The 25,452-nt window shown below is 61.9% G+C and carries 26 protein-coding genes; 9 read left to right on the top strand and 17 right to left on the bottom strand.

Annotated features, from left to right (window positions below; genetic code table 11):
* Nucleotides 1–32: 32 nt before the first annotated feature.
* Nucleotides 33–686, bottom strand: coding sequence for a TetR/AcrR family transcriptional regulator (locus BCY88_RS17820; protein ID WP_120345543.1), 654 nt, complete (start codon nt 684–686; stop codon nt 33–35).
* Nucleotides 687–913: 227 nt separating this feature from the next.
* On the opposite strand from BCY88_RS17820, the gene BCY88_RS17815 reads away from it, so the two are divergent.
* Both BCY88_RS17815 and BCY88_RS17810 read left to right on the top strand, forming a co-directional pair.
* Nucleotides 914–1,315 (top strand): nuclear transport factor 2 family protein, encoded by a 402-nt coding sequence (locus tag BCY88_RS17815; protein ID WP_120345542.1) that lies wholly within the window; start codon nt 914–916, stop codon nt 1,313–1,315.
* A 66-nt stretch (nt 1,316–1,381) separates the two neighbouring features.
* Complete coding sequence (locus tag BCY88_RS17810; RefSeq protein WP_120345541.1) at nt 1,382–2,137, top strand: SDR family oxidoreductase; 756 nt, start codon at nt 1,382–1,384, stop codon at nt 2,135–2,137.
* Nucleotides 2,138–2,243: 106 nt separating this feature from the next.
* Here BCY88_RS17810 and BCY88_RS17805 read toward each other — a convergent pair whose 3' ends face one another.
* The 5 genes from BCY88_RS17805 to BCY88_RS17785 all read right to left on the bottom strand — a co-directional run bounded on the left by BCY88_RS17805 (nt 2,244) and on the right by BCY88_RS17785 (nt 8,472).
* Nucleotides 2,244–3,692, bottom strand: coding sequence for an aromatic amino acid ammonia-lyase (locus BCY88_RS17805; RefSeq protein ID WP_120345540.1), 1,449 nt, complete (start codon nt 3,690–3,692; stop codon nt 2,244–2,246).
* Nucleotides 3,693–3,778: 86 nt separating this feature from the next.
* Nucleotides 3,779–5,128 (bottom strand): MFS transporter, encoded by a 1,350-nt coding sequence (locus tag BCY88_RS17800; protein ID WP_120345539.1) that lies wholly within the window; start codon nt 5,126–5,128, stop codon nt 3,779–3,781.
* Nucleotides 5,129–5,477: 349 nt separating this feature from the next.
* Complete coding sequence (locus tag BCY88_RS17795) at nt 5,478–6,245, bottom strand: DNA-binding transcriptional regulator (RefSeq protein ID WP_120345538.1); 768 nt, start codon at nt 6,243–6,245, stop codon at nt 5,478–5,480.
* Nucleotides 6,246–6,386: 141 nt separating this feature from the next.
* Nucleotides 6,387–7,118, bottom strand: a complete 732-nt coding sequence (locus tag BCY88_RS17790; protein WP_259461435.1) for an HpcH/HpaI aldolase family protein — start codon at nt 7,116–7,118, stop codon at nt 6,387–6,389.
* Nucleotides 7,119–7,149: 31 nt separating this feature from the next.
* Nucleotides 7,150–8,472, bottom strand: a complete 1,323-nt coding sequence (locus tag BCY88_RS17785; protein WP_120345536.1) for an MFS transporter — start codon at nt 8,470–8,472, stop codon at nt 7,150–7,152.
* 390 nt (nt 8,473–8,862) lie between these two features.
* Here BCY88_RS17785 and BCY88_RS17775 point away from each other — a divergent pair, with 390 nt between their 5' ends.
* The 4 genes from BCY88_RS17775 to BCY88_RS17760 all read left to right on the top strand — a co-directional run bounded on the left by BCY88_RS17775 (nt 8,863) and on the right by BCY88_RS17760 (nt 12,611).
* Nucleotides 8,863–10,035 carry a porin gene (locus tag BCY88_RS17775; RefSeq protein ID WP_120345534.1) on the top strand — a complete coding sequence of 391 codons (1,173 nt, stop codon included), beginning with the start codon at nt 8,863–8,865 and terminating at the stop codon, nt 10,033–10,035.
* A gap of 114 nt (nt 10,036–10,149) precedes the next feature.
* Nucleotides 10,150–11,112 carry an amidohydrolase family protein gene (locus BCY88_RS17770; protein ID WP_120345533.1) on the top strand — a complete coding sequence of 321 codons (963 nt, stop codon included), beginning with the start codon at nt 10,150–10,152 and terminating at the stop codon, nt 11,110–11,112.
* Nucleotides 11,113–11,140: 28 nt separating this feature from the next.
* Complete coding sequence (locus BCY88_RS17765) at nt 11,141–11,767, top strand: flavin reductase family protein (protein ID WP_120345532.1); 627 nt, start codon at nt 11,141–11,143, stop codon at nt 11,765–11,767.
* A 25-nt stretch (nt 11,768–11,792) separates the two neighbouring features.
* Nucleotides 11,793–12,611, top strand: coding sequence for a cupin domain-containing protein (locus BCY88_RS17760; protein ID WP_120345531.1), 819 nt, complete (start codon nt 11,793–11,795; stop codon nt 12,609–12,611).
* Nucleotides 12,612–12,647: 36 nt separating this feature from the next.
* On the opposite strand, the gene BCY88_RS17755 is transcribed toward BCY88_RS17760, so the two are convergent.
* On the bottom strand, nt 12,648–13,670 hold the full coding sequence (locus tag BCY88_RS17755; protein WP_120345530.1) for a ketopantoate reductase family protein: 1,023 nt from the start codon (nt 13,668–13,670) through the stop codon (nt 12,648–12,650).
* A 184-nt stretch (nt 13,671–13,854) separates the two neighbouring features.
* On the opposite strand from BCY88_RS17755, the gene BCY88_RS17750 reads away from it, so the two are divergent.
* Together BCY88_RS17750 and BCY88_RS17745 are read left to right on the top strand one after the other, a co-directional pair.
* Nucleotides 13,855–14,727, top strand: coding sequence for a fumarate hydratase (locus tag BCY88_RS17750; protein ID WP_120345529.1), 873 nt, complete (start codon nt 13,855–13,857; stop codon nt 14,725–14,727).
* A 2-nt stretch (nt 14,728–14,729) separates the two neighbouring features.
* Nucleotides 14,730–15,335 carry a fumarate hydratase C-terminal domain-containing protein gene (locus BCY88_RS17745; RefSeq protein ID WP_120345528.1) on the top strand — a complete coding sequence of 202 codons (606 nt, stop codon included), beginning with the start codon at nt 14,730–14,732 and terminating at the stop codon, nt 15,333–15,335.
* Nucleotides 15,336–15,404: 69 nt separating this feature from the next.
* Here BCY88_RS17745 and metC read toward each other — a convergent pair whose 3' ends face one another.
* From metC to BCY88_RS17710, 7 genes are all read right to left on the bottom strand, one after another.
* Entirely contained in the window at nt 15,405–16,598 is a 1,194-nt protein-coding gene (gene metC / locus BCY88_RS17740; protein ID WP_120345527.1) for a cystathionine beta-lyase, read from the bottom strand.
* 77 nt (nt 16,599–16,675) lie between these two features.
* Nucleotides 16,676–18,265, bottom strand: a complete 1,590-nt coding sequence (locus tag BCY88_RS17735; RefSeq protein WP_120345526.1) for a rhodanese-like domain-containing protein — start codon at nt 18,263–18,265, stop codon at nt 16,676–16,678.
* Between the two features lie 130 nt (nt 18,266–18,395).
* Complete coding sequence (locus BCY88_RS17730; RefSeq protein WP_120345525.1) at nt 18,396–18,992, bottom strand: cysteine dioxygenase family protein; 597 nt, start codon at nt 18,990–18,992, stop codon at nt 18,396–18,398.
* A gap of 65 nt (nt 18,993–19,057) precedes the next feature.
* On the bottom strand, nt 19,058–19,813 hold the full coding sequence (locus BCY88_RS17725) for an amino acid ABC transporter ATP-binding protein (RefSeq protein WP_120345524.1): 756 nt from the start codon (nt 19,811–19,813) through the stop codon (nt 19,058–19,060).
* Between the two features lie 18 nt (nt 19,814–19,831).
* Nucleotides 19,832–20,524, bottom strand: coding sequence for an amino acid ABC transporter permease (locus tag BCY88_RS17720; RefSeq protein ID WP_120345523.1), 693 nt, complete (start codon nt 20,522–20,524; stop codon nt 19,832–19,834).
* Between the two features lie 4 nt (nt 20,525–20,528).
* Nucleotides 20,529–21,221 (bottom strand): amino acid ABC transporter permease, encoded by a 693-nt coding sequence (locus BCY88_RS17715; RefSeq protein ID WP_120345522.1) that lies wholly within the window; start codon nt 21,219–21,221, stop codon nt 20,529–20,531.
* 10 nt (nt 21,222–21,231) lie between these two features.
* The gene (locus BCY88_RS17710) at nt 21,232–22,056 is read right to left on the bottom strand and encodes a transporter substrate-binding domain-containing protein (protein WP_120345521.1); all 825 of its coding nucleotides are present in this window, start codon (nt 22,054–22,056) and stop codon (nt 21,232–21,234) included.
* A gap of 192 nt (nt 22,057–22,248) precedes the next feature.
* Here BCY88_RS17710 and BCY88_RS17705 point away from each other — a divergent pair, with 192 nt between their 5' ends.
* A complete protein-coding gene (locus BCY88_RS17705) occupies nt 22,249–23,118 on the top strand; it encodes a LysR substrate-binding domain-containing protein (RefSeq protein ID WP_120345520.1) in 870 nt (289 codons plus the stop codon).
* A 43-nt stretch (nt 23,119–23,161) separates the two neighbouring features.
* Here the strand turns inward: BCY88_RS17705 and arsH are convergent, their stop codons facing one another.
* Genes arsH through arsB form a run of 3 tightly spaced genes read right to left on the bottom strand, consistent with a single transcriptional unit; the run spans nt 23,162 to nt 25,439 of the window.
* The gene (gene arsH, locus BCY88_RS17700; RefSeq protein ID WP_259461434.1) at nt 23,162–23,935 is read right to left on the bottom strand and encodes an arsenical resistance protein ArsH; all 774 of its coding nucleotides are present in this window, start codon (nt 23,933–23,935) and stop codon (nt 23,162–23,164) included.
* The gene (gene arsC / locus BCY88_RS17695) at nt 23,935–24,357 is read right to left on the bottom strand and encodes an arsenate reductase (glutaredoxin) (protein WP_120342741.1); all 423 of its coding nucleotides are present in this window, start codon (nt 24,355–24,357) and stop codon (nt 23,935–23,937) included. Before arsC ends, arsH begins: the two co-directional genes overlap by 1 nt.
* Nucleotides 24,354–25,439 carry an ACR3 family arsenite efflux transporter gene (gene arsB / locus BCY88_RS17690; protein ID WP_120342740.1) on the bottom strand — a complete coding sequence of 362 codons (1,086 nt, stop codon included), beginning with the start codon at nt 25,437–25,439 and terminating at the stop codon, nt 24,354–24,356. The genes arsC and arsB overlap by 4 nt, the downstream gene beginning before the upstream one ends.
* Nucleotides 25,440–25,452 lie beyond the last annotated feature (13 nt).

The raw sequence follows: 25,452 nt of genomic DNA, 5'->3' as shown, positions 1-25,452 counted from the left end.
CGCCGGCGCAGTCAGTGCTCACGCCGTCACGTTCACGTGCGGGCCTGCTTCGACCGGCGCGCGTGTCCGTGCGATGGAGTTTCGGCTTGCGTGTCCACCGCGCTGAGGAGATGCTGACGGCCCTCCTCGAGAATTTCATCTGCGAGCGCTGGGTCAGTGTCAGCGACGGCACGCGAAAGCAGCAGCGTACCGACCATCTGGCTGAACAGGCCGATCGCCTTTCTGCGACTGCCTTCGCTGACCCCCTCTCTCTCTTCAATGACCTCGGCGAATCGCTCGAGGTTCGCCGCGAGACCTTGCGCGTAAGAGCCGCGCGCCGCGTTGTCGAACCGGCGCGCGTCGCCGACAAAACCCGATAACGGACACCCCGCCTCGATATTCTCGCGATGCTCGGGGGACAGATACCACCGGATGTTTTGCTTCACCGGGTCGGCGTCAGTCGATCTGGAGCTGGCGATCTGGGAGGCAAACGCCTCCCCGCCTTCTTCCATCGCCTTCTCCATCACGGCGGCGACCAGCGCGTCTTTTGATTTGAAGTGGTTGTAAAACCCGCCCTGCGTAAAGCCCGCCGCCTTCATCAGCTCGGCGAGCCCGACCGCATCGACGCCGCGCTCACGAAACAGCTTCTCGGCGGCCGCCACGATTGCGTGCCGGTTTTCAGCCGCCTGTTGCCTGGAAACACCCACTTTCCCTCCCTTTGGCCGACCACGGCTCAATCAAATCCATCAAAAAATACAATGTCGATCACCATTGACATCATCATGGCGGGCGACCACAATCCACCTCAATGACAATGTCATTCACCATTGTCTTAAGTATAGCCTTCTTTGCGCGAACGTCCAGGTGGCGAGGACACAACGGCTATCTGACGCCTGAGCGCGTCGTCAACTGCATCTTTAAAGAGGGACTCAACATGGCGAAGACAACCCCTGAACAGAACAAGGCGGTTGCGTTGGAAGCATTCGACACCCTGTTCAACAAGCGCGACTACGAGGCTGCCCAGCGCTTCTGGTCCGAACGCTACATCCAGCATAGCGCCCATATCGCGCCGGGACGCGACGGCCTGTTCAATCTGGTTCGCGCGCTGCCGGACACCGCGCGTTATGAGAACCATCTGATGGTGGCCGAGGGCGACTACGTCATTGCGCATGGACGCTTCTCGGGAATCGGCCGTTCCGCTGCGTGGATTGCAGCCGACGTTATCCGCTTTGAAGACGGCAAGCTTGCCGAGCACTGGGACGTTCTGCAGGACGAAGCAACCCGGGCCGAATCCGCGAGCGGTTTGCCGATGTTCGGCGAGCAGTTCCCTGCCTGAGCATCTCGACCTTACCTACAGCAACCTCAATTTCAACCTCAACTGCAACATCAACAGGAAACGATCATGAAACTCACTGGAAACACGATCTTCATCACGGGCGGCGGTTCGGGCATTGGCCGTGGATTAGCCGAGGCGCTCCACCAGCGCGGCAACAAGGTCATCATCAGCGGCCGCCGGCGCAGCCATCTCGACGAAGTGGTCGCGGCGAATCCTGGTATGGCGGCAATCGAGCTCGACATTACCGACCCGGCCAGCATCGAAAAGGTAGCGGCGCAACTGATCGCGGACTATCCCGATCTCAACGTGTTGATCAACAACGCGGGGATCATGCAGCCTGACCAGGCAGGCGGTCACATCGACGATGCACTGATGGTGTCCACCATCACGACCAACCTCATGGGGCCGATCCGCATGACGTCCGCGCTGATCGATCACTTGAAGTCCAAGGATGACGCGGTTGTCGCGTATACCAGTTCGGTCCTGGCTTTCGTGCCGCTAGCGGTGACGGCAGTGTATTCATCGACCAAGGCGGCGTTGCATTCATATATTCTTTCGCAACGCTTCATGCTGAGGAATACGAAGATTCGCGTGCTTGAGATCGCACCGCCCTGGGTGCGCACGGATCTCATGAACAGCCGCGAAGCCGAACAGGCGATGCCGCTCGAGCCCTTCATCGAAGAAACGATCGCCGTGCTCGGAACGGATGTAGATGAGGTTCTGGTTGAAGGTGCGAAGCAGTTCCGCGGGAACCCGGGGCCTGGCGAGCACGCTTTCGTGAACGGCTTGAATGCGCAGATGGTGGAAGTGTTCGGTGGGTGAGTGGCTGCCTTGCGCATAGGTGACGCGGGCAGCGGTGGTTTCGCTTGCCCCGTCCGTTCAGCGAGGATGCCTTGATGGCGCGTCTTTATTCAGGAAAAAACGCAGCTCACGCAACGATCTCACTCAGATCGTATTCTCTCGACTCGAGTGCGGCGAGTAGCGGTGTTGGATGAGGCACCCGCTCGTGTCCCGCCGCATGGGGCACAAAGCCTCGGACGAATTCCAGAAGCTTCGTGGTCGAAACCCCAAGCGGCGTGGCTTTACGTATCTCAACGGCTTGAGCCGCAACCATAAGCTCCATTGTAAGAAGCGACTTGCAGAGCTCCGCCGTTTCGCGCGCGCGGCGTGCCGCGACAGTAGCCATGCTGGCCCGATCGAGGTTGCCGTTCGAATGGCTGGAGCTGGCCAGTTCGATTACCGTCGGTCCTGCGAGCAGGCGCGCCTCCGACGCCAGAGACTTGTGAAATTGCGCCAATCCGTTGAATCCGGGCAAGCCAACGCTGTCTTCCTCGATCAAACCTACAGGGAGTCCGGACCAGAACGAATCCGTCAGTTTCGCCACTCGCTCCGTGGCGCTGGTGACAACGGGCGATAAGGCTAACCTGACCGTGTCGAGGGCCATTGAGAGCGACAGCATGTCGAAGTTGGCCACTGACACCAAGGTGTCGTCCTCGATCGACACGATAGGGTTGTTCTGGCTGGCATTCAGTTCGATGGAGATCTGTTTCTCAACGAATGCAAAGCTATCGAACGCATTTCCAAATGTAATCGGTAGAGAACGAAAACAAAGAGGGTCCTGCAGATGACGAGGGCCATCGCTTTTCAGAATGTAGCTGCCGTCAAGCTGTGCGCGAATCAACTCAGCGGCGATCCGCAGCCCTTCAAACGGGCGTGAACGGATTGCAGCAGGCGAAAGAATGGACGGGTTGGCGGCGAAACCTTCCATGCTCAACGCCGAGACGATGGTCCATGATTTCAGCAGGCGGCGCAGATCGTCAATGGCCATAGCGGCCGTGCCAAGCGAGAGTGCGCTGGAATTGAGAAGCGCGAGTGCCTCGCCCGACGTCAACGTGATGTCGGCGTAGAGCGCCAAAGCCAGATCCGCCACCGGCGACATGTCGCTCTGACCGATCGATCCCCATGTGTGCACGCGAAACGTCCGGCGGCTATTGAGCGCGTCGACCAGCATGGTGGCTAGCACGGGGCGAACACCGAGCCGGCCGGAGGCCATGGAGTTCACGAGAATGACCATCATCGCGCGCACAATTTCGTCTGGCGCCGTGGGACCGTGGCCGAAGTTGTGGGTCTGTAACAGCCTGCGGTTGAATTCCTCGATGCTTGCCGGCGCGAGTGGAACACCTGTCTTGGCGCCCACGCTGGTTGTCACGCCGTAAACCCGATCACCGCGGGCGACCGCTTGCTCCACGACTCGGCGGGCCGCGTGCATGCGTTCCATAGCTTCCGGAGCAAGAGCGACATGTGCGTCGAACCGCGCAATTTCCACCACTTGTCGCGCTGTTAAGGTTTGACCATCAATAGTCACTGCTTTGCTCATTTGAAACGGCCTCCGGTTTATATGAATTGGGTGAACCCGGCCATTCTGCCGTGCTCATCCCCGGGAGAGAAGTGAATCTCTTCAGATCAGTTTGCTTTGCGTGCAGTCCGGCCGACCTGCGCAACGAGATCAACGTCTTTCTCTGCGGATTCGCGCGCATCATGGTCCGACAGAACCGCATTCATATCGGATTCCTTATAGAACAGTAGCGAAACCGCGCCGAGTACCAGGAATCCGACCAGATAGTGAGCCGGCATGAGCTTGTCGCCGGTTTTCGCTACCAACCACGTCAGCAGGAACGGCGTGAACCCACCCAACAGCGAAGCCGCCAGATTGTAGGTGATGGACAGGCCGGTCGAACGTATGTGCGTCGGGAACAGTTCCGCAAGCGTTGCCGACACGGGGCCCAGTATGGCTGCCATGAGCAACGCAAATGCCAGCTCCATCATGAGTAGGGACGTGGTGGTCGGATACATGTTCAACAGGATAAACGCTGGGTAGATCAGCAACGCGAAAAGCGTGAGCGCGACTCCCATGATTATCTTTCGGCCGATCTTGTCAGACAGGTGGCCAAAGCAAGGAACGAGTGCCATTCTTACCAGTAACGACACGGTGAGTACGATGAACGGCGCATTCAAGGAGGTCTTGAGAGACTGAACCGCGTAGATTGGCAGGTATGCGATCAGTACGTACACCATGATGTTGGTCACCGCGCTCAACGCGAAAGACACGAACAGCTCCGCCGGGTAGCGGCGAAATATCTCCGCGATTGAGACTTTCTTGTGCTGCGCCTCTTTCAGGAAAATTTCGGGTTCCTGCAGATTGCGACGAATATAGAAGCCGATCGGCCCAATGATCAAGCCGAGCAGAAACGGAATTCTCCAGGCCCACGACGACAATGCGTCGGCGGTGAACACGCTCGTTAGCAGGGCGCCCATGAGCGTAGCCAGAAACACGCCGATCGATTGCGAGAACATCTGCCAGCTGCCGTAGAAACCCCGCCTTCCGGGCGGCGCGTATTCGATCAGCAGTGCGGTGGCGCTGCCGAACTCGCCGCCGACCGAAATGCCCTGCAATATCCGTGAGCAGACAACAATGATCGGGGCAAGAATGCCGACCTGGCTATAGGTCGGCGAGAATGCCAGCATGGCGGTTGAAACGAGCATCAGGAGAATCACAAAAGACAGCGCCGCTTTTCTCCCGGCACGGTCTGCATAGATACCAATGGCAATCCCGGCTATGGGCCGCACGACGAAGCCGACGCCGAAAGTAGCCGTGGTCAGAAGCATTGAGGTAACGGGATTGTCGGCGGGGAAAAACTGTTTGGCGATAATGACGGACAGGTACCCGTAAACCAGAAAATCGTACCATTCCAGTGCATTGCCGACGGTAGATGCCACCACCGCTTTCCACGGGACCTCTTTCTTGATCACCATAGTCTCCTCCTTGTCTCGATCTTGATTATTTTGTCGAAAATTAAAATTTACGAATTGGCAGATTAATAATGAAGACGTTGAATTGGGCCTGTAGCTCGCCCTGAAATATCCTGTCTCCGATTGAATATCTGCGGTGCAGACGGGCGCGAAAACAGATTGACTACGCGTCCGCCGCCAATGAAATGGAACCTGTCGAACGATATTGGCGATAAGCCTTTCTATTCGACAAATGGTACGGTGTGCCTCGTCTGCGGCCAAGCACAACTCCGCGAAATTCCACCTGCCGGAAAGGGGGCGTGAGACGCGAGCGTGACTAGCCGACAGCAGCACGGCCACGAGACTTCATTCGCTAGTTTTCCAACTGCTCCGAGATTCGCCGCGACACTTCGAGCATCTGGCCCAGGTACCGATCGACGACTTTCTCCGTGGTCAGTGCGGAGGAAAACCATGTGAGTCCAATCGAGGCGACCACGAATTCCTTCGCCATCACGGGCACGGCGATGGTGCCGGACACCGGCCGCACGCTGGAATCGCGCAGGGCGTACCCGCGCTCGCGGGTTTGATCGAGCATCGCCTGGACGGCTTCACGATCCTGTGCGAGCCGGTCTTCAGGATGATGACTCTGCCGCACGACTTCGAGCAGCATCTCCTGTTCTTCGGGCGAGCAGAAGGCGAGATACGCACGCCCCAATGCACGCGAAACAAGGCTTAGGCGCATGTTGATCGACGAATGCAGGAGCGAGAGCGGTGAATACGGAATCGTGCTGTAGCGTACGACTAGCGCGTCGACGTCGAGCATGCCGACGGCAATCGGCCACTTGATCTCTTCGGTGAGTTGGCGCACGAGCGGCGCCGCGATCTCGACCACGCGCGGCACATGGTGATAGCCCGAGTTCAATGCGTTGACGCCGTCGAGCAGACGGTATTCGCCGGGCCGCGCGCCGCGTGCGACGAGGCCCAGGTCTTCGAAGGTTCTTAGCAGCCGGATTAACGTGGGCTTGGGTAGCGACGTTAGCTGATGCAGGCTGTCGAGCGTGGAAACGGGCATCTGGTTCAGGGCACGCAGAAGGGTAATTGCTCGCTCCACTGCCCGAATCGAAGATTCGCGTTCCGCCATCGTATCGCCTTGCCTGGGTGGTCGGGCGCGCGTCGGTCGGTCTGACGCTTGCCCTTCGACAAACCCGGATTATCGCAGTTTTTGACGAGGCTGGACCGGCCACCCCGGCCTCGGTGGCCATGCCGCGGATCAGCCCCGCAATCAGGCCATCAACGTCAGCGCGCCCTTGCGAAGCATCGACTGATCCGATCCGATAACGAACCACGTCGCGCCCATCTGCTCGAATTCAGCACACTCGCTGACCTCACCGAGCGCGACGCCTCCCGTCTTGCCGGCACGCCGCGTGATATCCAGCACGTCGACGGTGGCCTGCATCACTTCGGGTGCGCGAGCGCTGGTCAGGCCAAACGACAAGGCCAGATCGGCGCGGCCCACGAAGAGGCCGGACACGCCCTCGACGTTCGCGATGTCACGCGCGGCGGCACAGCCCGCGCGGCTCTCGATCTGGCACATAACGACCGTGCCGTTGCCCGCCGCGACGGCCTTTTCCATGCCCATCGCGCCGTAACCGGCAAAGCGGGGCGAACTGGAGAAGCCGCGTTCGCCGTCGATAAAGCGTGTGCGGGCGACCAGCGTGCGCGCTTCGTGCGCGGAATCGACGTGTGGCACCAATAGTCCCGAGGCGCCGAGATCGAGCGCCGACTGGATCGTCGCCGCGCTCATGTCGGGAATCCGCACGAACAGCGGCAAATTCACGGAGCGCGCGGCGAGCACCATGATGTCGAGCGTGGCGCGGTCGAACGGCGCATGCTCTGCGTCGATCACCGCAAAGTGGAGTCCCGCGCCGCCGAGAATCTCGATGATCTGCGGCGCGCCGGTTTTGACGAAAGTGCCGATCTGGCGCATGGAGGTGTCGTGCGTGGTGGTAGACATGGATGAGGAGTGAAAGCGGATTGGAAGCGGTCTATCGGGACGCGGTTGGGTTGACCGGCGCGCGACCTCGCGTGCCCTTCATGGCAAGCGCGGTGCAGGCGAGCAATAGCAGGCAAAGGGCAGGCAGCAGCATGGCGTCGCCGGGGTGGCCGAAGGCCTTGTCGATCCGCGGCATCGCGTTTTGTGCGAGAAAGCCACCGAGGTTGCCGATACTGCTAATCGCGGCGAGGCTCGTGGCGGCGCGACGTCCGCTGAAATACTTCGACGGCAGCGACCAGAAGCACGGCAATAGCAGCGACGTGCAGGGCGTGCCAACCACCAGCGCGACATAGCGCGCCGCCGGATCGCTCACCAGCAGGCTGGTCACGAACGCCACACAACCGACCATGCCGATGATCACGGCGGCGATGCGCACCTGGTTTTCGTTCTTGAGCGTGCGCGGCACGATCAGCAAAAGCGCGGCGGTCAGTGCCCACGGAACCATCGTCAGCAGACCGTTGAGCGAACTCGAGACGCCGAATCCCTTGATCACGGTCGGCAGCCAGTAAATGAGCCCGTAGAGCGACGTGAGCAGACACGTGTAGCCGAGCGCAAACGCCTGCACTTTGCGGTCGCACAGCACGCTCCAGACACTGCCTTCGTGATGCGTGGCCGGCGCTTCGTCAGCGACCATGCGTGCCAGCTGGCTGCGCTCCTGCGGCGCGAGGAACGACGCCGTCTCGACACTGCGCGGCAGGCAGAACAACACGATCGGCGCGAGCACGAGCGCAAGCAGGCCGGTGACGATAAACACCCATTGCCATCCTGCGTGGTGCCAGATGCCGTCGAGCGACAGCAGCAGGCCGCCGAAAGCCGAGCCGAGCATGTTGCCGAGCGCGCTGCCAAGTGTCAGAAGCGCGATCGCGCGCACCTGATAGCGGCGCGGAAACCACACGCTCAGGTAGTAGACGATGCCCGGATACAAGCCGGCTTCCGCCGCACCGACCAGAAACCGCAGCGCCGCGAAAGCCGAACCCGACGCGATGTACGCGATGAGCAGGGTCGCAATGCCCCAGCTCAGCACAATGCGGAAAAACCATTTCGGCGCGCCGAAGCGGTGTACGCCGAGTGCGCTTGGAATTTCGAAGACCAGATAGCCGATGAAGAACAGCGACGACGCCAGACCATAAGCTGTTTCCGTCATACCAATCTGATGCACCATCTGCAGCTTGGCGAAGCTGACGTTCATCTTGTCGATGACCGACACCAGATAGGTGACCAGGATCAGCGGCATGATGCGCCACCACACACGCCGGATCAGGCGTTCATCGTGTGTCACTGCCTGGCTGACCGGCGTGGCAACTGAAATCTCCATCTCTCCTCCAATGTGGCGGCCCGGTTGGTCGCGCGTGAGACGCGCAGCGCCGGTTTTTATCTATCGGTGAGCGGCCGCTGAACGAGGCCAGACCCACGGTGAGCAATGCTATGTCGCGCCGACGCCGCGCTTCAAGTGCGAATCGGGAAGATTTCGCGTGGCGGAATTCATGCCGAACAGGCTATTTTTTTGGGGCAGGGTGGCATCCCGTGCTTTTCGGTCTGCGAAAAGTTTCTGAAACGCGCTTGGACCGGCGCGTATCGCATGGAACCATACGAGGCGTCGAACGTGATAGCCGCCAACAGCACGCGTTCGCCAACTTTGAATATCCGAAAAACTGAAAGTCCGTGACGCGACGCGAACGGGCCAAGACACGGAGAGGAGACCCCGATGAAAAGAACATTGTCCCTGATGGCAGCCTGCGGTATCGCCTGCACGGCACACGCGCAGAGCACGGTGACGCTCTACGGCATCGTCGATGCCGGTTTTCGCTACAACAGCAACGCGGGCGGCAAGTCCCAGTTCGCTATTGCCGGCGGCAATGAGAGCGCATCGCGCTTTGGTTTGACAGGCAGTGAAGATCTGGGCGGCGGCTACAAGGCCGTCTTTACGCTGGAAAACGGCTTCACCACCACGACGGGCGCCTTGCAAGCGGGGCTGATGTTCGGGCGTCAGGCTTTCGTCGGCGTCGCCACACCTTACGGAACGGTGACGTTAGGCCGCCAGTACCTCACGCTTTCGACCTATCTGGGGCCGTTTTCCGCCGGCAGCGATTGGGCGGCGCGCGGCGCAGGGTGGGGATACCATCCGGGCGGGCTCGACGACGTCGACGGCACCGAACGCGCCAACAATGCGATCAAGTATGTGAGCCCCCGTTATCGCGGATTGCAGTTTGGCGCCACATACAGTCTCGGTGGCATCGCGGGCAACACGACGCAGAACCAGATGATTTCCGCAGGCGTCGACTACGGCAACGGGCCGTTCAAATTCGCCGCGGCCTATCTGTACGTGAAGAATCCGAACTACTCGCTGTTCGGCAACAACGCAACCAGCAGCACGACCGGCAACAACTTCTCGAGCCCGGTCTTCAGCGGCTATGCGACGGCGGCGTCACAGCAGGTCGTGGGGGCGGGCGCATCGTATGCGCTCGGCTCGTTCACGCTCGGCGGCATCTATACGAATACGAAGTTCTTCAATATCGGCGGCACGCCGGTCGCGGGCGCCAAACCGCCGCCGGCTGAAGTTGGTGCGACCGCCACGTTCAACACGGGCGAAGCGAATCTGAAATACAGTATGACGCCGTCGCTGCAGTTCGGGGTTGCCTACACGTACACGCGCGCGAGCTCGTATAACGGCGAGAGCGGCGCCAGCTATCAGCAATGGAGTCTCGGCGCCGACTATTCGCTTTCGAAGCGAACCGACCTCTATTTCGTCATGCTGCGCGAGACTGCGGGTGGCTTCGATTCGACGGGACACCGTGCGGTGGCCGCGCTGACCTCCGCGACGCCGTCGGCAACCGATACGCAGAACGCCGTGCTGCTCGGCATTCGCCATCTTTTCTAGCCGCGATGCGTAGCGCCGCCGTTCGATCGCCTTATTGCAACGCCAGCAACGCTGGCGATGCTGGCGGCACAGCGCTATGCGCCTTTTAGCAACCCATCTCTCCCTGGAGCAGACATGCGTTCCCAGCAAGACCCCACGAATTCTCCTGCCGGTCAAGCCGTCAAACTGTTCGACTCGCACGCGCACCTCGTGGCGGACGACCTGACGCGCTACCCGCGCAACCCGATGAAACGCTCGCCCAATGCACCGCCACGCCTGCCTGGCGTGATCGGCCTGCCGGGCGGCAAGCATGGCCTCAATCCGGTCAATGAAGTGCCGGACGTCTCGCGCATGTTGCAGTGGATGCAGGAAGAACACGTCGAAGGCGCGGTCGCGGTGCAAAAACGCATGACCTACCGCTTCGACAACAGCTACATTCTCGACTCGTCGGATGCATACCCCGACACGTTTTCCGCCGTTGTCATTCTCGATGCGGAAGACGCAGGTACACCGGCACTGGTGCGCTCGTACATCGAGAAACACGGCCTTGCGGGCGTGCGCCTGTTCGGTGGACGCGAAGCGGACGGCACCATGCCGTGGCTGAATTCGCCGCGCGCACTGGAGACGTGGGCCGTGGCGAACGAGTACGGCATCGTGATGGATCTGGAGGTGCTGGCGATCGGTGGCGGCGGCCCGTCGGTGCCGGCGATCATCGAATTGGCGCGGCGCTTTCCGAACTTGCGCGTCGTGCTCGACCATATGCTCGAACCTGAAGTCGAGGACGACAACTACGGCTTCGACGCGCGCTTCGTGCCGCTTGCCGCCGAGCCCAATATCTTCTTCAAGTTCACCTCGATCAACCTCGACATCTACCGTGAGACGGATACCCCGGCGCGCGACGTGCTGCGCCAGGCAGTCGATATGTTCGGCGCCGATCGCATCATGTGGGGCTCCGATATCGGCACCTCGTCGGGCACGTACAAGGATATGGTGCAGCGCATGCTCGACGCGACGACCTTGCTCACCGACGCGGAACGCCACGCCGTGCTCTACGAGACGGGCAAGAAGGTGTTCGTGAAAGGCGGCGCGCGCCGCTGAGCAATCCGAGCCGTACAAGGAGATAACGATGTTTCTAGACCCCGCGACCACACCGGACTTCAAGCGCACGCTTTTCAATGCGATCGTCGCGCCCCGCCCGATTGGCTGGATCAGCACGATGAACAGCAAGGGGCAGGTGAATCTCGCGCCGTTCTCGCATTTCAACCTCGTCTCGACCGCGCCGCCGGTGGTGATCTTTTCGTGCAACGCGCCGGCCGACCGGCACGAGAAGGACACCATTACGAACGTGCGCGAGACCGGCGAGTTCGTCACGAACCTCGTGACATGGGATTTGCGCAACCAGATGAATCTCAGTTCGATCGACGCGCCCTACGGCACCGACGAGTTCGAACTCGCCGGACTCGACAAGGCACCGAGCGTGATGGTGAAGCCGCCCCGCGTCGCGGCGTCGCCCGCCAGCATGGAGTGCCGGTTGCTGCGTATCGTCGACATCGAGCCGACGGGGCCCGGTGAGACGGCCAGCAACGTGGTGTTCGGGCGCGTTGTCGGCGTGCATCTGGACGATCGCTTTATCGGCGCGGACGGGCGGTTCGATACGGCCCGCACCGAACCGCTGACCCGCCTCGACGGCAACCGCTACGCCACCGTCGGCCGCATGGATGTGCTGGGCCGCCCGAGCCCGCGGCGCGACTGATCCCCCAATCAAGAAGGAACCGAACATGACGACTACAACCGACACCAGCGTGCGGAAAACCGCTGTCTACGATCTTGCGCCAGGCACCGTGACGCGCGGCCAGAACTTCTTCGTGCAATGGCTGCAAGGCAATGGCAAAACATTCGAAGCACGCAGCGCGCACGAGATGCTGCTGCTCCTGCCCGACGAAAGCGGCGCTGAGGTGCGCACCGGACAAGGCGCCGCGCAGTCCGTGCCGGGCCGCAGCGTGTGCGTGCTGCCCGCGGGCGAAGTCTCGGTGAAACCGGACGGCACTGGCCGCGCTGTGCTGATCGCGTCGTCACGCGCCGATCTTGCGCCCGGCGCCGCACTCAACGAACGGGACTATGTGCCGGCTGATCCGCGCATTGTCGGCAGCGATGCCGGTTATCGACGCACGCGCGCGAACGGCGAACTGCAGGTGATCGGCATCGACAGCATCAAGCCGCCGGCCGACAAGCCGCGCCTGAAGATGCTGCAATCCGACACGCTCAGCATCAACTGGGTCGAGTATCAGGACGCGCGCGACCGCTCGCAGTTGAGCCCGCACAGCCACACGAGTTTCGAGCAGGGCTCGCTCGCGATCGACGGACATTTCATTCATCACCTGCGTGTGCAATGGGGCGCCGATGCGAACCAGTGGCGCGACGATCAGCATCTTGAAGCCGGCCCGGCATCGATGATCTCGATTCCGGTTCATCTGATCCACACGACCGAAGGCGTCGGCACGGGCCGCCATCTTCTGATCGACGTGTTCTCGCCGCCGCGCACGGACTTCATCGACAAGGGATGGGTCGCCAATTCGGCTGACTACACGCGTGGCTGACCTCGGGCTGACCCGGGCTTGACCCGGGGTTGACTGTTACAGAGAACCGGCATGTCCACTATCGAGACCCGCCTGCGCCGCACGCAAACGGGCGAGCGCAAACACCGTCTGCATGAGGGGCACAGCAACGTCGAGCTGTGCCGCGCACTCCAGCGGGGCGCCGAGAATCGCGTCGAGTTCGACGCGGCGCCCCGCTTCGAGATCCTGCAACATCGACGTCTTGATCGTGCCGAGCTGCCTCGTCTGGGCGATGCGTTGCGCTACGTCGATGTCGAGTGCGAGACCGGCGCGCCGGCCGAGCGTGAGGCATTCCGTCATCAGGTTTTCGAAAACGGCGCGCGTGCCGGGATCGTCGACAAGACGGTCGGTACTCGCCTGCGTGATAAGACTCAACGGATTGGCGCATACGTTGCCGAGCAGCTTGAGCCACAGATCGCGGCGCACGTCGTCGCTGGCGGTGGTCGGCAGGCCGGCCGCCGTCAGCAGTTGTGCCCAGTCGCGCGCCCGCTCGCTGATGCCGCCGCACGGTTCGCCGATCACGATCTTGCCGCCGCTTTGATGATGGACCACGCCGGGCGCGGGCGAACTGCACGACGCCATCACGCTGCCGCCGAGCACTTGCGCGAACGGCAGCGCGCGTTCGATCTCACCCCGCGGGTCGACGCTCGTGAGGCGCAATCCTTCGAGCGGATTTCCGGGGGCGAGAAAGTACCACCACGGCAGACCGTTCCCCACCGGCAGCACGACGGTTGCGTCGCCGACAAGCGCCGTGAGCGACGCGGCGATGGCGGGCAGCGCGTGCGATTTCAGCGCGATGATCACCAGATCCTGCGGACCCATGTCGGCGCAACTTGCGTGAGCCTCTACCGCGACGATCCGCTCGGCTTCGCCGGGACACGTATAGCGCAGTCCGGAGGTGGCGAGCGCATCCAGCGTTGCGCCGCGCGCGAGCAACGATACGCGGTGCCCGGCGAGCGCGAGGCGGGCGGCGAAGTGGCCGCCGATCGCGCCCGCGCCGATGATGCCGATGCGTCGCGGGTGCGTGTGGAAATCGTTCATGGTGGATTTGGTGTCATCGAAGGGATCCGCTTATTTTCGCCATTGCGTGCTGTCCATCCAGCACTTTCTGCCCGCTTTTCTCCTGCCGGAATCTTGCGCGAATACGCGAACCCCGGGTTCAAGGCAATTAAGCCGACATACCGACAGGTAGACAGGCGCCGTTCCCTCTTCAGGAATTTCAACGATGCCGATCAGCAGCACAACTCTTAAGCAAGTCACCGCGCAGCTTTACGAACGCTCGTTAAAAGCGATTCCGGATGACACGCGCGCGTTTTTGCAGCGAGCGTCTGGTGCCGAGTCGAGTCCAACCGGCAAGGCAACGCTCGCCATCATGCTCGAAAGTGCCGACGGCGCACGGCGTAACGGCACGCTGGTCTGTAGCGACGTGGGCATTCCGACCTATAGCATCAAGATCGGCACACGCGTTCAGTTTGACGGACCCGTGCGCGCTGCTATTCGCGAAGGTTTTGCGGACCTGGCGGCGAACATCTCGCCGCCAATCCTCAAGATGGTCACCAATCCGCTGACACACGAGCGCAGCTATGCAGGTAAGGACATGCCGATCGTGAGCTTCGACGTGATCGACGACGCGGACTACGTGGACATTGTCTGCGCGCCGAAAGCCATGGGCACCGGCCGCTGGGAAGCGATTGACGCGTTCGTGTATCCGACTCTGGAACAAATTGAACGCTTCGTGCTCGACACGATGCTGCGCGCCGGATCGCAGCCTTGCCTGCCGCTCGTGATCGGCGTCGGAATCGGCGGCACGTTCGACTACGCGGCCCGTCTCGCGAAAGAACAGATGTTGCGGCCGTTTGGTCAGACTAACCCGGAGCCCATCCTTGCGCGCATGGAACAGCGCCTGCTCGGCGCCGTCAACGCGATGGGTTTCGGGCCGATGGGAACGGGCGGCGACACCACGGCGATGGCCGTGCATGTCGACTATGCCGCGAGTCACGGCTTCGTGCCGGTTGCCGTGTGCTTCAATTGCTGGATTAATCGGCGCACGGCGGCGCGCATTCACGGCGATGGCCGTGTCGAATTCATGGAGTGCTAACGATGACCCAGATTCACGATTTGCGTTTGCCGCTCACGCGCGAGAGCGTGCTCGATCTGAAGCTCGGCGACATGGTGCGGCTATCGGGTGAGATTACGGTGAGCATCGGCTTGCCGACCCATCGCCGGCTGGCGGAGGCCGTGGAGCAGGGCGCACCGCTGCCGGTCGATCTGCGCGATGGTGCGTTCTTCCATTTGAGCACCTATGTCGATGAAACGGCGGACGGCCCCGTGCCGCTCTATCTGAACCCAAGCACCAGCACCCGGTACAACCCGTGGATGCCCGCATTGATCCGGGGTCTTGGCGTGCGTCTCGTGGGCGGCAAAGGTGGGCTCGACGAAGCAAGCGCCGCCGCCTTGCGCGAATGCGGTTGCGTATATCTGTCGTTTCTGGGCGGCGGCGCGCATCTGCTGTCGGCCTCGCTGCGCCGGGTCGTGGCGATGAACTGGACCGAGTACATCTCGCAGTTCCGCTTGCTCACGCTCGAAGTCGAACAACTCGGGCCCGCGACCGTGGCGATCGACGCGCATGGCAATAGCCTTTACACGCAGTTGCACGAACGCGCCGTGTCGCGAATGCCGGGGATTCTGCGGGATCTCGGCGCGTAGTCGATTGGCGAGACGCCTGAAACGGCCGCCGCCGGACGCAAATCCGGCGGCATGCAGATCATGCAAAATTCAGAATCCGTCGCCAATCTGCGCAAACGCGCGCGAGAGATCGCCGATAAGATCCTGCGGATCCTCCAGTCCAATGTGCAGACGTACGATGGGCCCGGCATTTGACCAGTCGGCGCACGTGCGGGTGTTCGCGACTTTGGCGACGGTCGCCAGGCTTTCGAAACCGCCCCATGATGCGCCGATGCCGAACAGATCGAGCGAATCGACGAAGCGTGCGGCCGCGGCCGGTCCGGCCTTGGCGAACTCGAAGGAGATCAGACCGTTGGTGCCGGTGCAGTCGCGTTGCCACAGCGCGTAGCCGGGGTCATCGGGAAGTGCGGGACAGTACACGCGAGCCACTGCGGGATGGGCTGCGAGCCAATGCGCAACTTCGAGTGCATGGCGTTCATGCATCGTCAGACGGGCGGCCAGCGTGCGCGTGCCGCGCAACACCAGATAGGCGTCGTCAGGGCTGACCGCAACGCCTTGCGCGTCGCACATGCTGGCGACCGGCTGCCAGACCTCGCGCGTGGTCGTCAACGTCCCCATCATGACGTCCGAATGGCCGCTGAGATATTTAGTCGCGGCCATCACGGAGACGTCGGCACCCAGCTCGAGCGGGCGGTATTGCATGCCCGAACCCCATGTGTTGTCGGCGACCAGCAGCGCACCGTGGCGATGCGCGAGATCGGCCAGAGCCGGCAGGTCGCACATCTCGTAGACGAGTGAGCCCGGGCATTCGACATAGACCAGCTTCGTGGCGGGTCTCATCTGTTGCGCAAGGTCGCTGCCGTCGGCACGAAAGTAGGTCGCCTCGACACCCCATGGCCGCAGGAACGTATCGACGAAGTGGCGCAGCGGCTGATAGACGCAGTCGGCGATCAGCACGTGATCGCCGGGGCGCACGAACGCCATGAAGACCATTGCGATCGCTGCCAGTCCGGTCGGGAAGAGCCGCGTGCGATAGCCGCCTTCAAGCTGCGCGACGACGTCCTCCAGCGCGAAACCGGTGGGATTGCCGCGTGCTCCATAAGTGAACATCCGCTCGCTGTCACGCCGGCGGCGGGCGTCTTCGAGTGCATCCATCGACTCGAACAGAACGGTGGATGCCCGCACGACGGACGGATTGACGGCCCGTCCGCCTTCGAAAACAGGCGATGTGCCGCCCTTGACGAGACGGGTGGCCAAACCTTGCGATGGGGGTTTCGATGACATGTCGGTTCCGCTTGTGATGACCGGACGTCGAGCGTCCGGCAAATTCGATCTCATGTGTTCGCCGTGGCGATCAACGGCTACGCCTTTGCGGTATGCGAACCGATCTTGAAGTCGTCCAGTTCCCGCGCATCGAGTTGCGCGAGCAGCCCGGTTTCCCAGGCAAGGTATTGCCGGGCAGCCGCCTTGTTTCCATCATGCCGGTCGTGCACGAAGAACAGGTAATCGATGCATTCGCTATCCGGAGGCAGCTCGGGTGTGGTTTCGATGGGCCGACCTGCCGCTGTCCACGCAGCAAGACCGCCGCTCAGCAGCATGATGGTGGCATTGCCATGCGGCGCATGCCGGCGCCAGTCGGCGGCCGCGAGTTCCGCGATGCGCTCGTCGTCGGCCACCAGCACAATATCAAGGCCGGCGCTGAACGCAGGCGGGCGCGAGCGAATGGCCCACGTCGAGCCTGGCACGTGCGCGCACCGGTAGGCCATGCTCGGGCGCAGATCGACGACTTGCGTCGTTCCGGCCGTCAACGCGTCGGCAAGGGCCTCGACGCTGATTTGGGGCAATGCCGGCGGCACGGCGTCGGCGAGCACCGGCAATGATGCCCCGCTCGCGAGACCGTCGCGCAATACGTAAGCGTCGTGCCCCATCAGGCGCAGCCAGCTGGCGACAATGGCGGCGCGCACACCGTCGGCATCGAAAAGAACGAGACGCGCGTGACGTACGCCGACATACTGATCGGTCGCCTGAATCAACTGGCCGCCCGGCGTATGCTGCGCGCCGGGCAAGCTGCCCTCGGCAAATTCCTCCGGCGTGCGGATGTCGCACAGGAACAGGCTGTGCGTACCTTCGGCGATCCAGCGCGCGAAGGTGTCACGGTCGATTTCGGGAACGGCAAAGCGCTCGGCGAGTTGATGACTCGCGCGTCGCATGCCTTCGACCGCGGAGGGCGTGAGCGCATCGGGATAGCGGCGCGTGCTGCCGTGCTCAAGCGGGAAGTCCTCGAGGAACCAGCCTTGCGTGCCGTTCTCGAGCGCCATGACAGGATTCGAAATGCCCAGGTTGATCAGCGTCTGCGCGCCGATGATGCTGCGCGTGCGCCCGGCGCAATTGACGACGATGGGCGTCTCAGGATTCGGCACCAGTTCGCGGATACGGTAACCCAGCTCACCGTTGGGGCAGCAGATCGACGACGGAATCGTCATCTTCAGGTATTCGTTGACCGGGCGGCCGTCGACGATGACGACGTCGGCGCCCGAATCGCGCATCTCGGCGAGTTCGCGCGCGGTGACACGAGGTGTATGGAAGGCCGCTTCGACAAGCTCGCCAAAAGCCTTGGACCGCACATTCACGCCGGCGAAGAGCGCATAGCCCGCGCGCGTCCAGCTTTGCGTGCCGTCCTGCAGCACGAACACGTTGGTATAGCCGAGAGCTTCGAGACGTCCGGCGGCTTCGAACGCCACGGTGCCGTCGCCGTCGTACACGACAACGCGTGCAGCGCGGCGCGGCGCGAGACGCGGAGCGTCGATCTCGAGCCGGCTGAACGGTAAGGGCACGGCGTAGAACAGGTGGGCCTCGCCGTACTGGCCGTGCTCGCGCACATCGAACAGCGCGATTTCGGCGCCGTCGTGCAGCCAGGTTTTCAGATCTTTTGCGGTAACCAGCGATGTCATGACGATAAGAGAGCGAATCGAAAGGATGAGCGGGGCCGCACCGCGAGCAACGCTGCGGTGGTCGGCAACAGGGTGTGTCAGGTAAGGCGGGTCCCGGCGCGGCAGCGCTGCCGCACGGAACGCGCGCGAATCAGCGGCGCGTTTTGACGCCGATGTCCATGATCTGATAGCGGCCGGTGGTCAGATCGAATGTGATGCGCTCGGTCAGCGTTTCGAGCGCGCGGCCGTACATGTGGAGATGGCGGATCGGCGCATCGCCCTTGATCTCGACGGCATGGATGTCGTCGGCCGTGAGCGCGATGCCGTGACCCGGATCCACGACGACGGTGTCGGCCACCTCCAGTGTGCCGACACCGGGGGTGCTGCCGTCGTCAGTGCGGCGATAGACGTAGTTGTATTCCGTCCCTTGCACCGCGGCGATGCAGGCCCACGTCGTATGGTTGTGCGGCGTGATCTTCTTGCCGGGACGCATGACATTCAGGTACAGCGCGTAGGTCTGGTTCGCGTCCTCCGAAATCAGGTAACGCGCTTGCAGCTCGCCTTCGGCGGGCGGCGGAAATTCGCTGTCCTGCCAGAACGTACTGTATGCGGCGAGGGCCTTGACCTCTTCGAGCACGGCCGCCAGCGCGGTGCGGGTCTCGCCCTCGCGTGCCAGTGTGGTCTTCATGGCGGCAATGGACGCGGCGACGGCGGCCTGACGTTGTTGAGGAAGGGACGGCGTGGACATGAGGGGATTCTCCGAACGGTATTGAGCAAAAAAATGAAGCGTGAAGTTGTCGGGACGATCAGGATTCAATCGACGAGGCTGGCAGTGTGAGGCGCGGGCCGCAGCACGTCCTGCAGAAAGCGCTGCGCGCGCGCATGGGTGGGACGGTCGAAGAACTGCGAAGGCGGTGCGTCTTCGAGCAGCTCGCCCTGGTCCATGAACCAGACGCGGCTCGCGACTTCCCGTGCGAAGCCCATCTCGTGGGTGACGATCATCATCGTCATGCCTTCGTCGGCAAGCGAACGCATTACCTGCAGCACTTCCTGCACCATCTCCGGATCGAGCGCACTGGTCGGTTCGTCGAACAGCATGAGCGGCGGTTTCATCGCCAGTGCCCTGGCAATGGCCACCCGCTGCTGCTGGCCGCCGGAGAGGTTGGCCGGCATCGCGTCGATCTTGTTGGCAAGCCCGACCTTGGCGAGCAGCGTCTCAGCCTGAGCGATGGCCGCGTCGCGCGACATGCCGAGTACCTTGGTCGGCCCGAGAATGAGGTTTTGCCGCACGGAGAGGTTCTGGAACAGGTTGAAGCTCTGGAACACAAAACCAATTCGCGCCCGCAACTGGTTGACGTTGCTCTCACGCGCGGTGACGTCGCGCCCCTCGAACAGGATGCGTCCGCTCTGGATTGCTTCGAGGCGCGTCACGGTGCGGATCAGCGTCGATTTTCCGGACCCTGACGGACCGCACACGACGACAACTTCGCCTCGGCTGATCTTTGCGTCGATGCCCTTGAGCACGTGGTAGGTGCCGTAATACTTGTTTACGTTCTCGAATGCGAGCATGGTGTAGAGGTCTCCTGATTACGCGAGCCCGATGCGATGACGGGCGACGCGGCGCTCCAGCCACCCGGCGAAACGGGAGATTGCGAAGCACAGCACGAAATAGAAAGCGGCGAGCACCAGGAAGGTTTGCAAGGGCTTGGTCAGCGTGATCGTATTCACCTGGGCCGCCGAATAGGTGAGTTCAGGCACGCCGATCACGTAGGCGAGCGACGTCGCCTTGATGATCGAGACGGACTGATTCACGATCGACGGGAGCATGTTCGTGAGCGCCTGGGGCAACTGCACATAGCGCATGCTCTGCAGCCATGACAAGCCGTTCGAGCGCGCCGACTCCATCTGGCCGCGCGGCAGGCTCTCGAGGCCGGCCCGCACGATCTGCGCGAGAAATGCGCTCTCGTAGACGATGATCGCGCACACCGCGGTGGTGAAGGCCGAGACTTCGGCGCCGACCAGCAGCGGTACGGCGAAATACGCCCAGAAGATGATCAGCAGCAGCGGGATGCCGCGCACGAGGCGCGTCCATACGCCGGCACAGACGCGCAGCCAGCGCCACGGCGAGACTTGCGCCATGCCGATGGCGATCGCGAGCGGAAACGACGCGACGAGCCCGAGCGCCGCGAGGATCAGCGTGCTTGCCACGCCGCCAAGCGGGCCGTTTGGCCATGCGCCGACAAGGAACAGCGCCAGGTGGTCATGCAGGATGTCGAACATGACCTCAAACTCCTGTGGGCGCCGTGCGGCGATTGACAAAGTGTTCCGAAAGCGCCATCAGTGCCAGCGTGCCGATCAGGTACAGAACGGTGGCGACCAGGAAGATGTCGAAGGTGCGGAACGTGAGGTTGTCGATCTGCTTGGTGCGATAGAGCAGTTCGTGCACGCCGATGGCCATTGCCAGCGAACTGTTCTTGAACAACAGCAGCGCCTGGTTGAGCAGCGCCGGCAGCGCGGCCCTGATGCCCTGCGGCAGGATCACGTAGCGCAATGACTGCAGATACGTGAGGCCGATTGACCAGGCGGCTTCCTGCTGGGTATAGGGTATGGCGCGAAGCCCGGAGCGGATGTCCTCGGAGACGAACGCGCCCGAGTTCAGCGAGAGCGCGACGGCGGCGAGAAAGAACTCGGTATTGCCCGCGTTGATCCATAGCTTGAGCGGTTCGGGCAGGATCTGTGGCACGCCGAAATACCACACGAGAATCTGCACCAGCACGGGCACATTGCGGTGGTATTCGACGATCACCACGACAAGCGCCTTGCAGAAGCGAATCGGCAGCGCGCGCAGCGTGGCGAGTACGATACCGATCGCGCTTGCCATCAGACCCGAGACGACGAACAGGCGCACCGTGGTCAGCACGCCGTTTCGCAACAGCGTCAGGTAGCCGTCGTCGAGAAGGAACGAGAGATCGAACATTGTCGTGGAATCACTGTGCCTTGATGGGCTCGACCTTGTAGTCGCGCGTGAACTTATAAACGGAGTTCGTGCCCAGCCACTTGTCGAAGCTCGTCTGCAGGCCGTTGGTTCTGTCGTAGTCGAGAAGGATCTTGTTGACGGCCGCCATCAAGGCCGGTTCGTTCTTGTTCATCACCACGCCCCAGCGCTCCTCGAACACCGGGCTGGCGAGCAGCCGATACTGCTGGCCGTGGTTCTGTGCCGCCTCGTTGGCAAAGCGCGCAAGGATCAGTTGACCGGCGACCAGACCGTCGACCTTGTGCTGTTGCAGCGCCAGATAGGCGGAGGAGATGTCGTGAAAGGTCAGCAGGTTCGAGTCGGGCAGGCGTGTCACCGCGACCGCCGCCGAACTCGATCCTTCGGATGCGGCGATCTTCTTGCCCGCGAGCTGCGTGAGCGTCTGGATTGGCGAATCGGCACGCACGAGCACACGAATTGGCGCGACGAAGTACTGGTCACTGAAGTCGACCTGCGTTGCACGCGCCGGCATCCACGCCATGGCGGCGGCCAGCAGGTCCACGCGATGTGTCTTGAGTTCGGCGATGCGCGCGTCGGTCGAGAGCGCGCGCTGGTCGAGCTTTACGCCGAGGCCCTGCGCGAGCGCGCGGCAAACATCGACATCGAAGCCGACGGTCTGTCGCGTGGCGGTATCGGGGAAGGCATAAGGTTCGCTGGCATTCTGCGTACCGCACACAAGCGTGCCGCGCGCCTTGATGTCGGCCAGCGCGTCGGCCCGCGCGACGCCGGCAATGGCAGTCGTTGTGAAGATAAGGACAGCCAGTTTTTGTTGCCACATGGTCTTTCGTCTCCGATTGAATGAAGCTGATTCCCCGGTTCGGCGCCACACGGGGTTACCGTGGCGTGCCGACGTTATTGCCAATCCCTTAAATATTGCTTGAGTGTCGAGCAGGTTATCGCGAGAATGAAGGGCAACAATTTAATTTTTAACGCGAAAACATTAAGAATTCTGAAGTGAGCGAAGTGGGCGATGCGAAACCTCGATATCGATCTGTTGCGCACTTTCATGGCGATTGCACAGCATGAAACCTTCGCGGCGGCGGCCGAGAAGGTGGGCCGCACGCAGTCCGCCGTGACGCAACAGATGCAGCGGCTTGAGCAGGAAATGGGATGTGCGCTATTCGAAAAGCGTGGGCGGCACAAGTCGATGACGCCCGACGGCACACGGCTGATGGCCTACGCGCATAAGATCCTGGCGTTGAACGACCAGGCGGTGCAGGTGATACAGACACGCGGGCCCATCGAGAAAATCCGCATCGGCTCGCCGCACGACGTGGCGGATTCGATCCTGCCGAATCTGCTGCGGCGTCTGTCGAAGCTCTCGCCCGAGTTGCAGATGGAGATCAACGTAGGCCGCAGCCCGTTTCTGATGGATGCGCTGCGCGACAAGGAACTGGATCTGGCGATTTCCACGCGCTATGACGATGCGTTCCCGGGGATCAAGTTGCGCACCTCGCCGATGGTATGGATCTGTGCGGAGGATTTCATCTTTGACGCAACCGCACCCGTGCCCTTGGTGATGGCCGACGAACTGAGCCTGTTTCGCCAGGTGTCGACCTCGTGTCTCGACGCACGCCAGATCCTGTGGCGAACCAGCTATATCTCGCCGACGCTCGTGGGGATCAAGGCGGCCATTAGCGCCGGCTTGGGCGTGACTGCCCGAACGACCGAATTGCTCGACGCGAATATGCGCGTGTTGACTGAAGCGGATGGTTTGCCGCGCCTGCCGGAAGTCGCGTTCTATCTTTACGTGCAACCCGGTTGTACGAGTCCGACTCTGCGCGAACTATTCGATTCGAGCGAACACATTGCAACACGTTTCGGTCCCCAGTTTGCGTGAGCGGTCCGTTAGCAGAAGAGCTGGCGGGGCCCGGTTGGATCGGTCAGGGCTGCGTCGTCGAACCCGCGCCGCCGCTCGACGAATCCGCGACGGAAGTGTCCCAGGCGGGCCATTGGACTGCTGGTGTCGCTGCGAGCTCCGGGTGCGCTTCTTTCCGTTCACTGTAGCGATCGGTCAGGTAGTCCGAGCGGTCACGCACAAGCAGCGTGAACTTGTACAGTTCTTCCATCACGTCGACGACGCGGTCGTAATATGCCGAGGGTTTCATCCGGCCGTTCGCGTCGAACTCCCGCCAGGCCTTTGCCACTGATGACTGATTGGGGATCGTCACCATACGCATCCACCGGCCGAGAATGCGCAGTGCGTTCACGGCGTTGAACGATTGCGAACCGCCGCACACCTGCATCACCGCAAGCGTGCGGCCTTGCGTGGGGCGGACGCCGCCGCTTTCAAGCGGCAGCCAGTCGATCTGGTTCTTGAAGACCGCCGTCAGGGTTCCGTGACGTTCCGGGCTGCACCATACGTGCCCCTCCGACCATTCCGAGAGCTTGCGCAGTTCGACCACCTTCGGATGATCGGCCGGCACGCTGTCCACCAGCGGCAGGCCGTGCGGATCGAAGACCCGTGTTTCCGCACCGAAGTGACGCAAGATGCGTTCGGCTTCGAGCGAGAGAAGCCGGCTGTATGAGGTCGCACGCAACGAGCCGAACAGCAACAGGATTCTCGGAGCGTGTTGCGAAGCCGCGCGTGCGTCCAGCTTCTGCAGATCAGGGGTGTCCAGATGCGGGGCGCTGATGTTCGGAATGTTTTGCGTCATTAGAGAAGCCTTTTTCCTTCGCTATCGACCACCTGCTCGCCATCTTCTTTCGTGAATGAGCCTTTCTGTGCAGCAGGCAGGATGTCGAGCACCAGCTCCGAGGGCCGGCACAGGCGCACACCAAGCGGTGTGGCGACAAACGGGCGGTTAATCAGGATCGGATGTTCCATCATCGCGTCGAGCAACTGCTCATCGCTTAAAGATGTTTCCGCGAGGCCGAGTTCGGCATACGGCGTGCCCTTTTCGCGCAGCGTGGCGCGCACGGTGAGGCCCGCGCGTTCGATCAGACTCTTCAGCGTAGCGCGATCAGGCGGGTTCTTCAGATACTCGATGACTTCCGGCTCAATCCCGGCATTGCGGATCATGGCCAGCGTGTTGCGCGACGTGCCGCAATCGGGGTTGTGATAGATCGTGACGTTCATAACGGTTGTCCCTTGGTGCTGTGATTCGCTTCGTACCAGTGCTGGGAACGGTTGACCATGCCAACGACGAACAGCATGACCGGCACTTCGATCAGCACGCCTACCACCGTTGCCAGGGCTGCTCCGGAATGGAAGCCGAACAGACTGATTGCCGTGGCGACCGCCAGCTCAAAGAAGTTACTGGCGCCGATCAGACTGGAAGGGCCGGCAACACAGTGCGCGACGCCGAGACGCCGATTCAGGAGGTACGCGAGGCCAGAATTGAAAAACACCTGTATCAGGATCGGCACCGCGAGCATGGCGATAACCAGCGGTTCCTTGACGATCGCCTGCCCCTGAAACGCAAACAGCAGCACCAGTGTCGCGAGCAATGCGCTGATCGAATACGGACCAAGGTGCGCGACCGCTTGTCGGAAATACGTTTCGCCTCTGGTCAGCAGATGTCGTCGCAACAACTGGGCGAGGATGACGGGGATGACGATGTACAGGACAACTGAAATGATCAACGTATCCCACGGCACCGTAATCGCCGACAGGCCGAGCAGCAGCGCGACGAGCGGTGCAAAGGCAACGATCATGATGGAGTCGTTGAGCGCCACTTGCGATAACGTGAAGTACGGATCGCCTTTGCAGAGTTGCGACCACACGAACACCATCGCCGTGCAGGGGGCTGCGGCCAGCAGGATCAAGCCGGCGATATAGCTGTCGAGCTGGCCGGTGGGAAGCCACGGCGCGAACACATGGCGGATGAAAATCCAGCCGAGCAATGCCATCGAGAATGGCTTGACGAACCAGTTCACGAATAGCGTGACGCCAATGCCGCGCCATTGGCTCTTAACCTGGGTCATCGCGGAAAAATCTATCTTGACCAGCATCGGGATGATCATCACCCAGATCAGCACGCCGACCGGAAGATTCACCTGAGCCACTTCCATGCGGCCAATTGCCTGGAAGAGCTGGGGAAATACCTGCCCGACCAGGATGCCGCCCACGATGCAGAGCGCAACCCAGACCGTCAGGTAACGCTCGAAAAATCCGATTGCCGGCCGTGCGTCGACAATCGCTGCGTCAGTGCTGCTCATTTGATTCCTCTGC

Source organism: Paraburkholderia fungorum (assembly GCF_003610895.1).
Classification (GTDB): domain Bacteria; phylum Pseudomonadota; class Gammaproteobacteria; order Burkholderiales; family Burkholderiaceae; genus Paraburkholderia; species Paraburkholderia fungorum_B.
Note: the sequence above shows the minus strand (reverse complement) of the source record. Positions and strands in the feature narration are given on the sequence as shown.

Bases quoted from the DNA above. Each gene is read 5' to 3' on its own strand.
- BCY88_RS17815 (WP_120345542.1), top strand. From the start codon at position 914: ATGGCGAAGACAACCCCTGAACAGAACAAGGCGGTTGCGTTGGAAGCA.
- BCY88_RS17810 (WP_120345541.1), top strand. From the start codon at position 1,382: ATGAAACTCACTGGAAACACGATCTTCATCACGGGCGGCGGTTCGGGC.
- BCY88_RS17805 (WP_120345540.1), bottom strand. From the start codon at position 3,692: ATGAGCAAAGCAGTGACTATTGATGGTCAAACCTTAACAGCGCGACAA.
- BCY88_RS17800 (WP_120345539.1), bottom strand. From the start codon at position 5,128: ATGGTGATCAAGAAAGAGGTCCCGTGGAAAGCGGTGGTGGCATCTACC.
- BCY88_RS17795 (WP_120345538.1), bottom strand. From the start codon at position 6,245: ATGGCGGAACGCGAATCTTCGATTCGGGCAGTGGAGCGAGCAATTACC.
- BCY88_RS17790 (WP_259461435.1), bottom strand. From the start codon at position 7,118: ATGTCTACCACCACGCACGACACCTCCATGCGCCAGATCGGCACTTTC.
- BCY88_RS17785 (WP_120345536.1), bottom strand. From the start codon at position 8,472: ATGGAGATTTCAGTTGCCACGCCGGTCAGCCAGGCAGTGACACACGAT.
- BCY88_RS17775 (WP_120345534.1), top strand. From the start codon at position 8,863: ATGAAAAGAACATTGTCCCTGATGGCAGCCTGCGGTATCGCCTGCACG.
- BCY88_RS17770 (WP_120345533.1), top strand. From the start codon at position 10,150: ATGCGTTCCCAGCAAGACCCCACGAATTCTCCTGCCGGTCAAGCCGTC.
- BCY88_RS17765 (WP_120345532.1), top strand. From the start codon at position 11,141: ATGTTTCTAGACCCCGCGACCACACCGGACTTCAAGCGCACGCTTTTC.
- BCY88_RS17760 (WP_120345531.1), top strand. From the start codon at position 11,793: ATGACGACTACAACCGACACCAGCGTGCGGAAAACCGCTGTCTACGAT.
- BCY88_RS17755 (WP_120345530.1), bottom strand. From the start codon at position 13,670: ATGAACGATTTCCACACGCACCCGCGACGCATCGGCATCATCGGCGCG.
- BCY88_RS17750 (WP_120345529.1), top strand. From the start codon at position 13,855: ATGCCGATCAGCAGCACAACTCTTAAGCAAGTCACCGCGCAGCTTTAC.
- BCY88_RS17745 (WP_120345528.1), top strand. From the start codon at position 14,730: ATGACCCAGATTCACGATTTGCGTTTGCCGCTCACGCGCGAGAGCGTG.
- metC (WP_120345527.1), bottom strand. From the start codon at position 16,598: ATGTCATCGAAACCCCCATCGCAAGGTTTGGCCACCCGTCTCGTCAAG.
- BCY88_RS17735 (WP_120345526.1), bottom strand. From the start codon at position 18,265: ATGACATCGCTGGTTACCGCAAAAGATCTGAAAACCTGGCTGCACGAC.
- BCY88_RS17730 (WP_120345525.1), bottom strand. From the start codon at position 18,992: ATGTCCACGCCGTCCCTTCCTCAACAACGTCAGGCCGCCGTCGCCGCG.
- BCY88_RS17725 (WP_120345524.1), bottom strand. From the start codon at position 19,813: ATGCTCGCATTCGAGAACGTAAACAAGTATTACGGCACCTACCACGTG.
- BCY88_RS17720 (WP_120345523.1), bottom strand. From the start codon at position 20,524: ATGTTCGACATCCTGCATGACCACCTGGCGCTGTTCCTTGTCGGCGCA.
- BCY88_RS17715 (WP_120345522.1), bottom strand. From the start codon at position 21,221: ATGTTCGATCTCTCGTTCCTTCTCGACGACGGCTACCTGACGCTGTTG.
- BCY88_RS17710 (WP_120345521.1), bottom strand. From the start codon at position 22,056: ATGTGGCAACAAAAACTGGCTGTCCTTATCTTCACAACGACTGCCATT.
- BCY88_RS17705 (WP_120345520.1), top strand. From the start codon at position 22,249: ATGCGAAACCTCGATATCGATCTGTTGCGCACTTTCATGGCGATTGCA.
- arsH (WP_259461434.1), bottom strand. From the start codon at position 23,935: ATGACGCAAAACATTCCGAACATCAGCGCCCCGCATCTGGACACCCCT.
- arsC (WP_120342741.1), bottom strand. From the start codon at position 24,357: ATGAACGTCACGATCTATCACAACCCCGATTGCGGCACGTCGCGCAAC.
- arsB (WP_120342740.1), bottom strand. From the start codon at position 25,439: ATGAGCAGCACTGACGCAGCGATTGTCGACGCACGGCCGGCAATCGGA.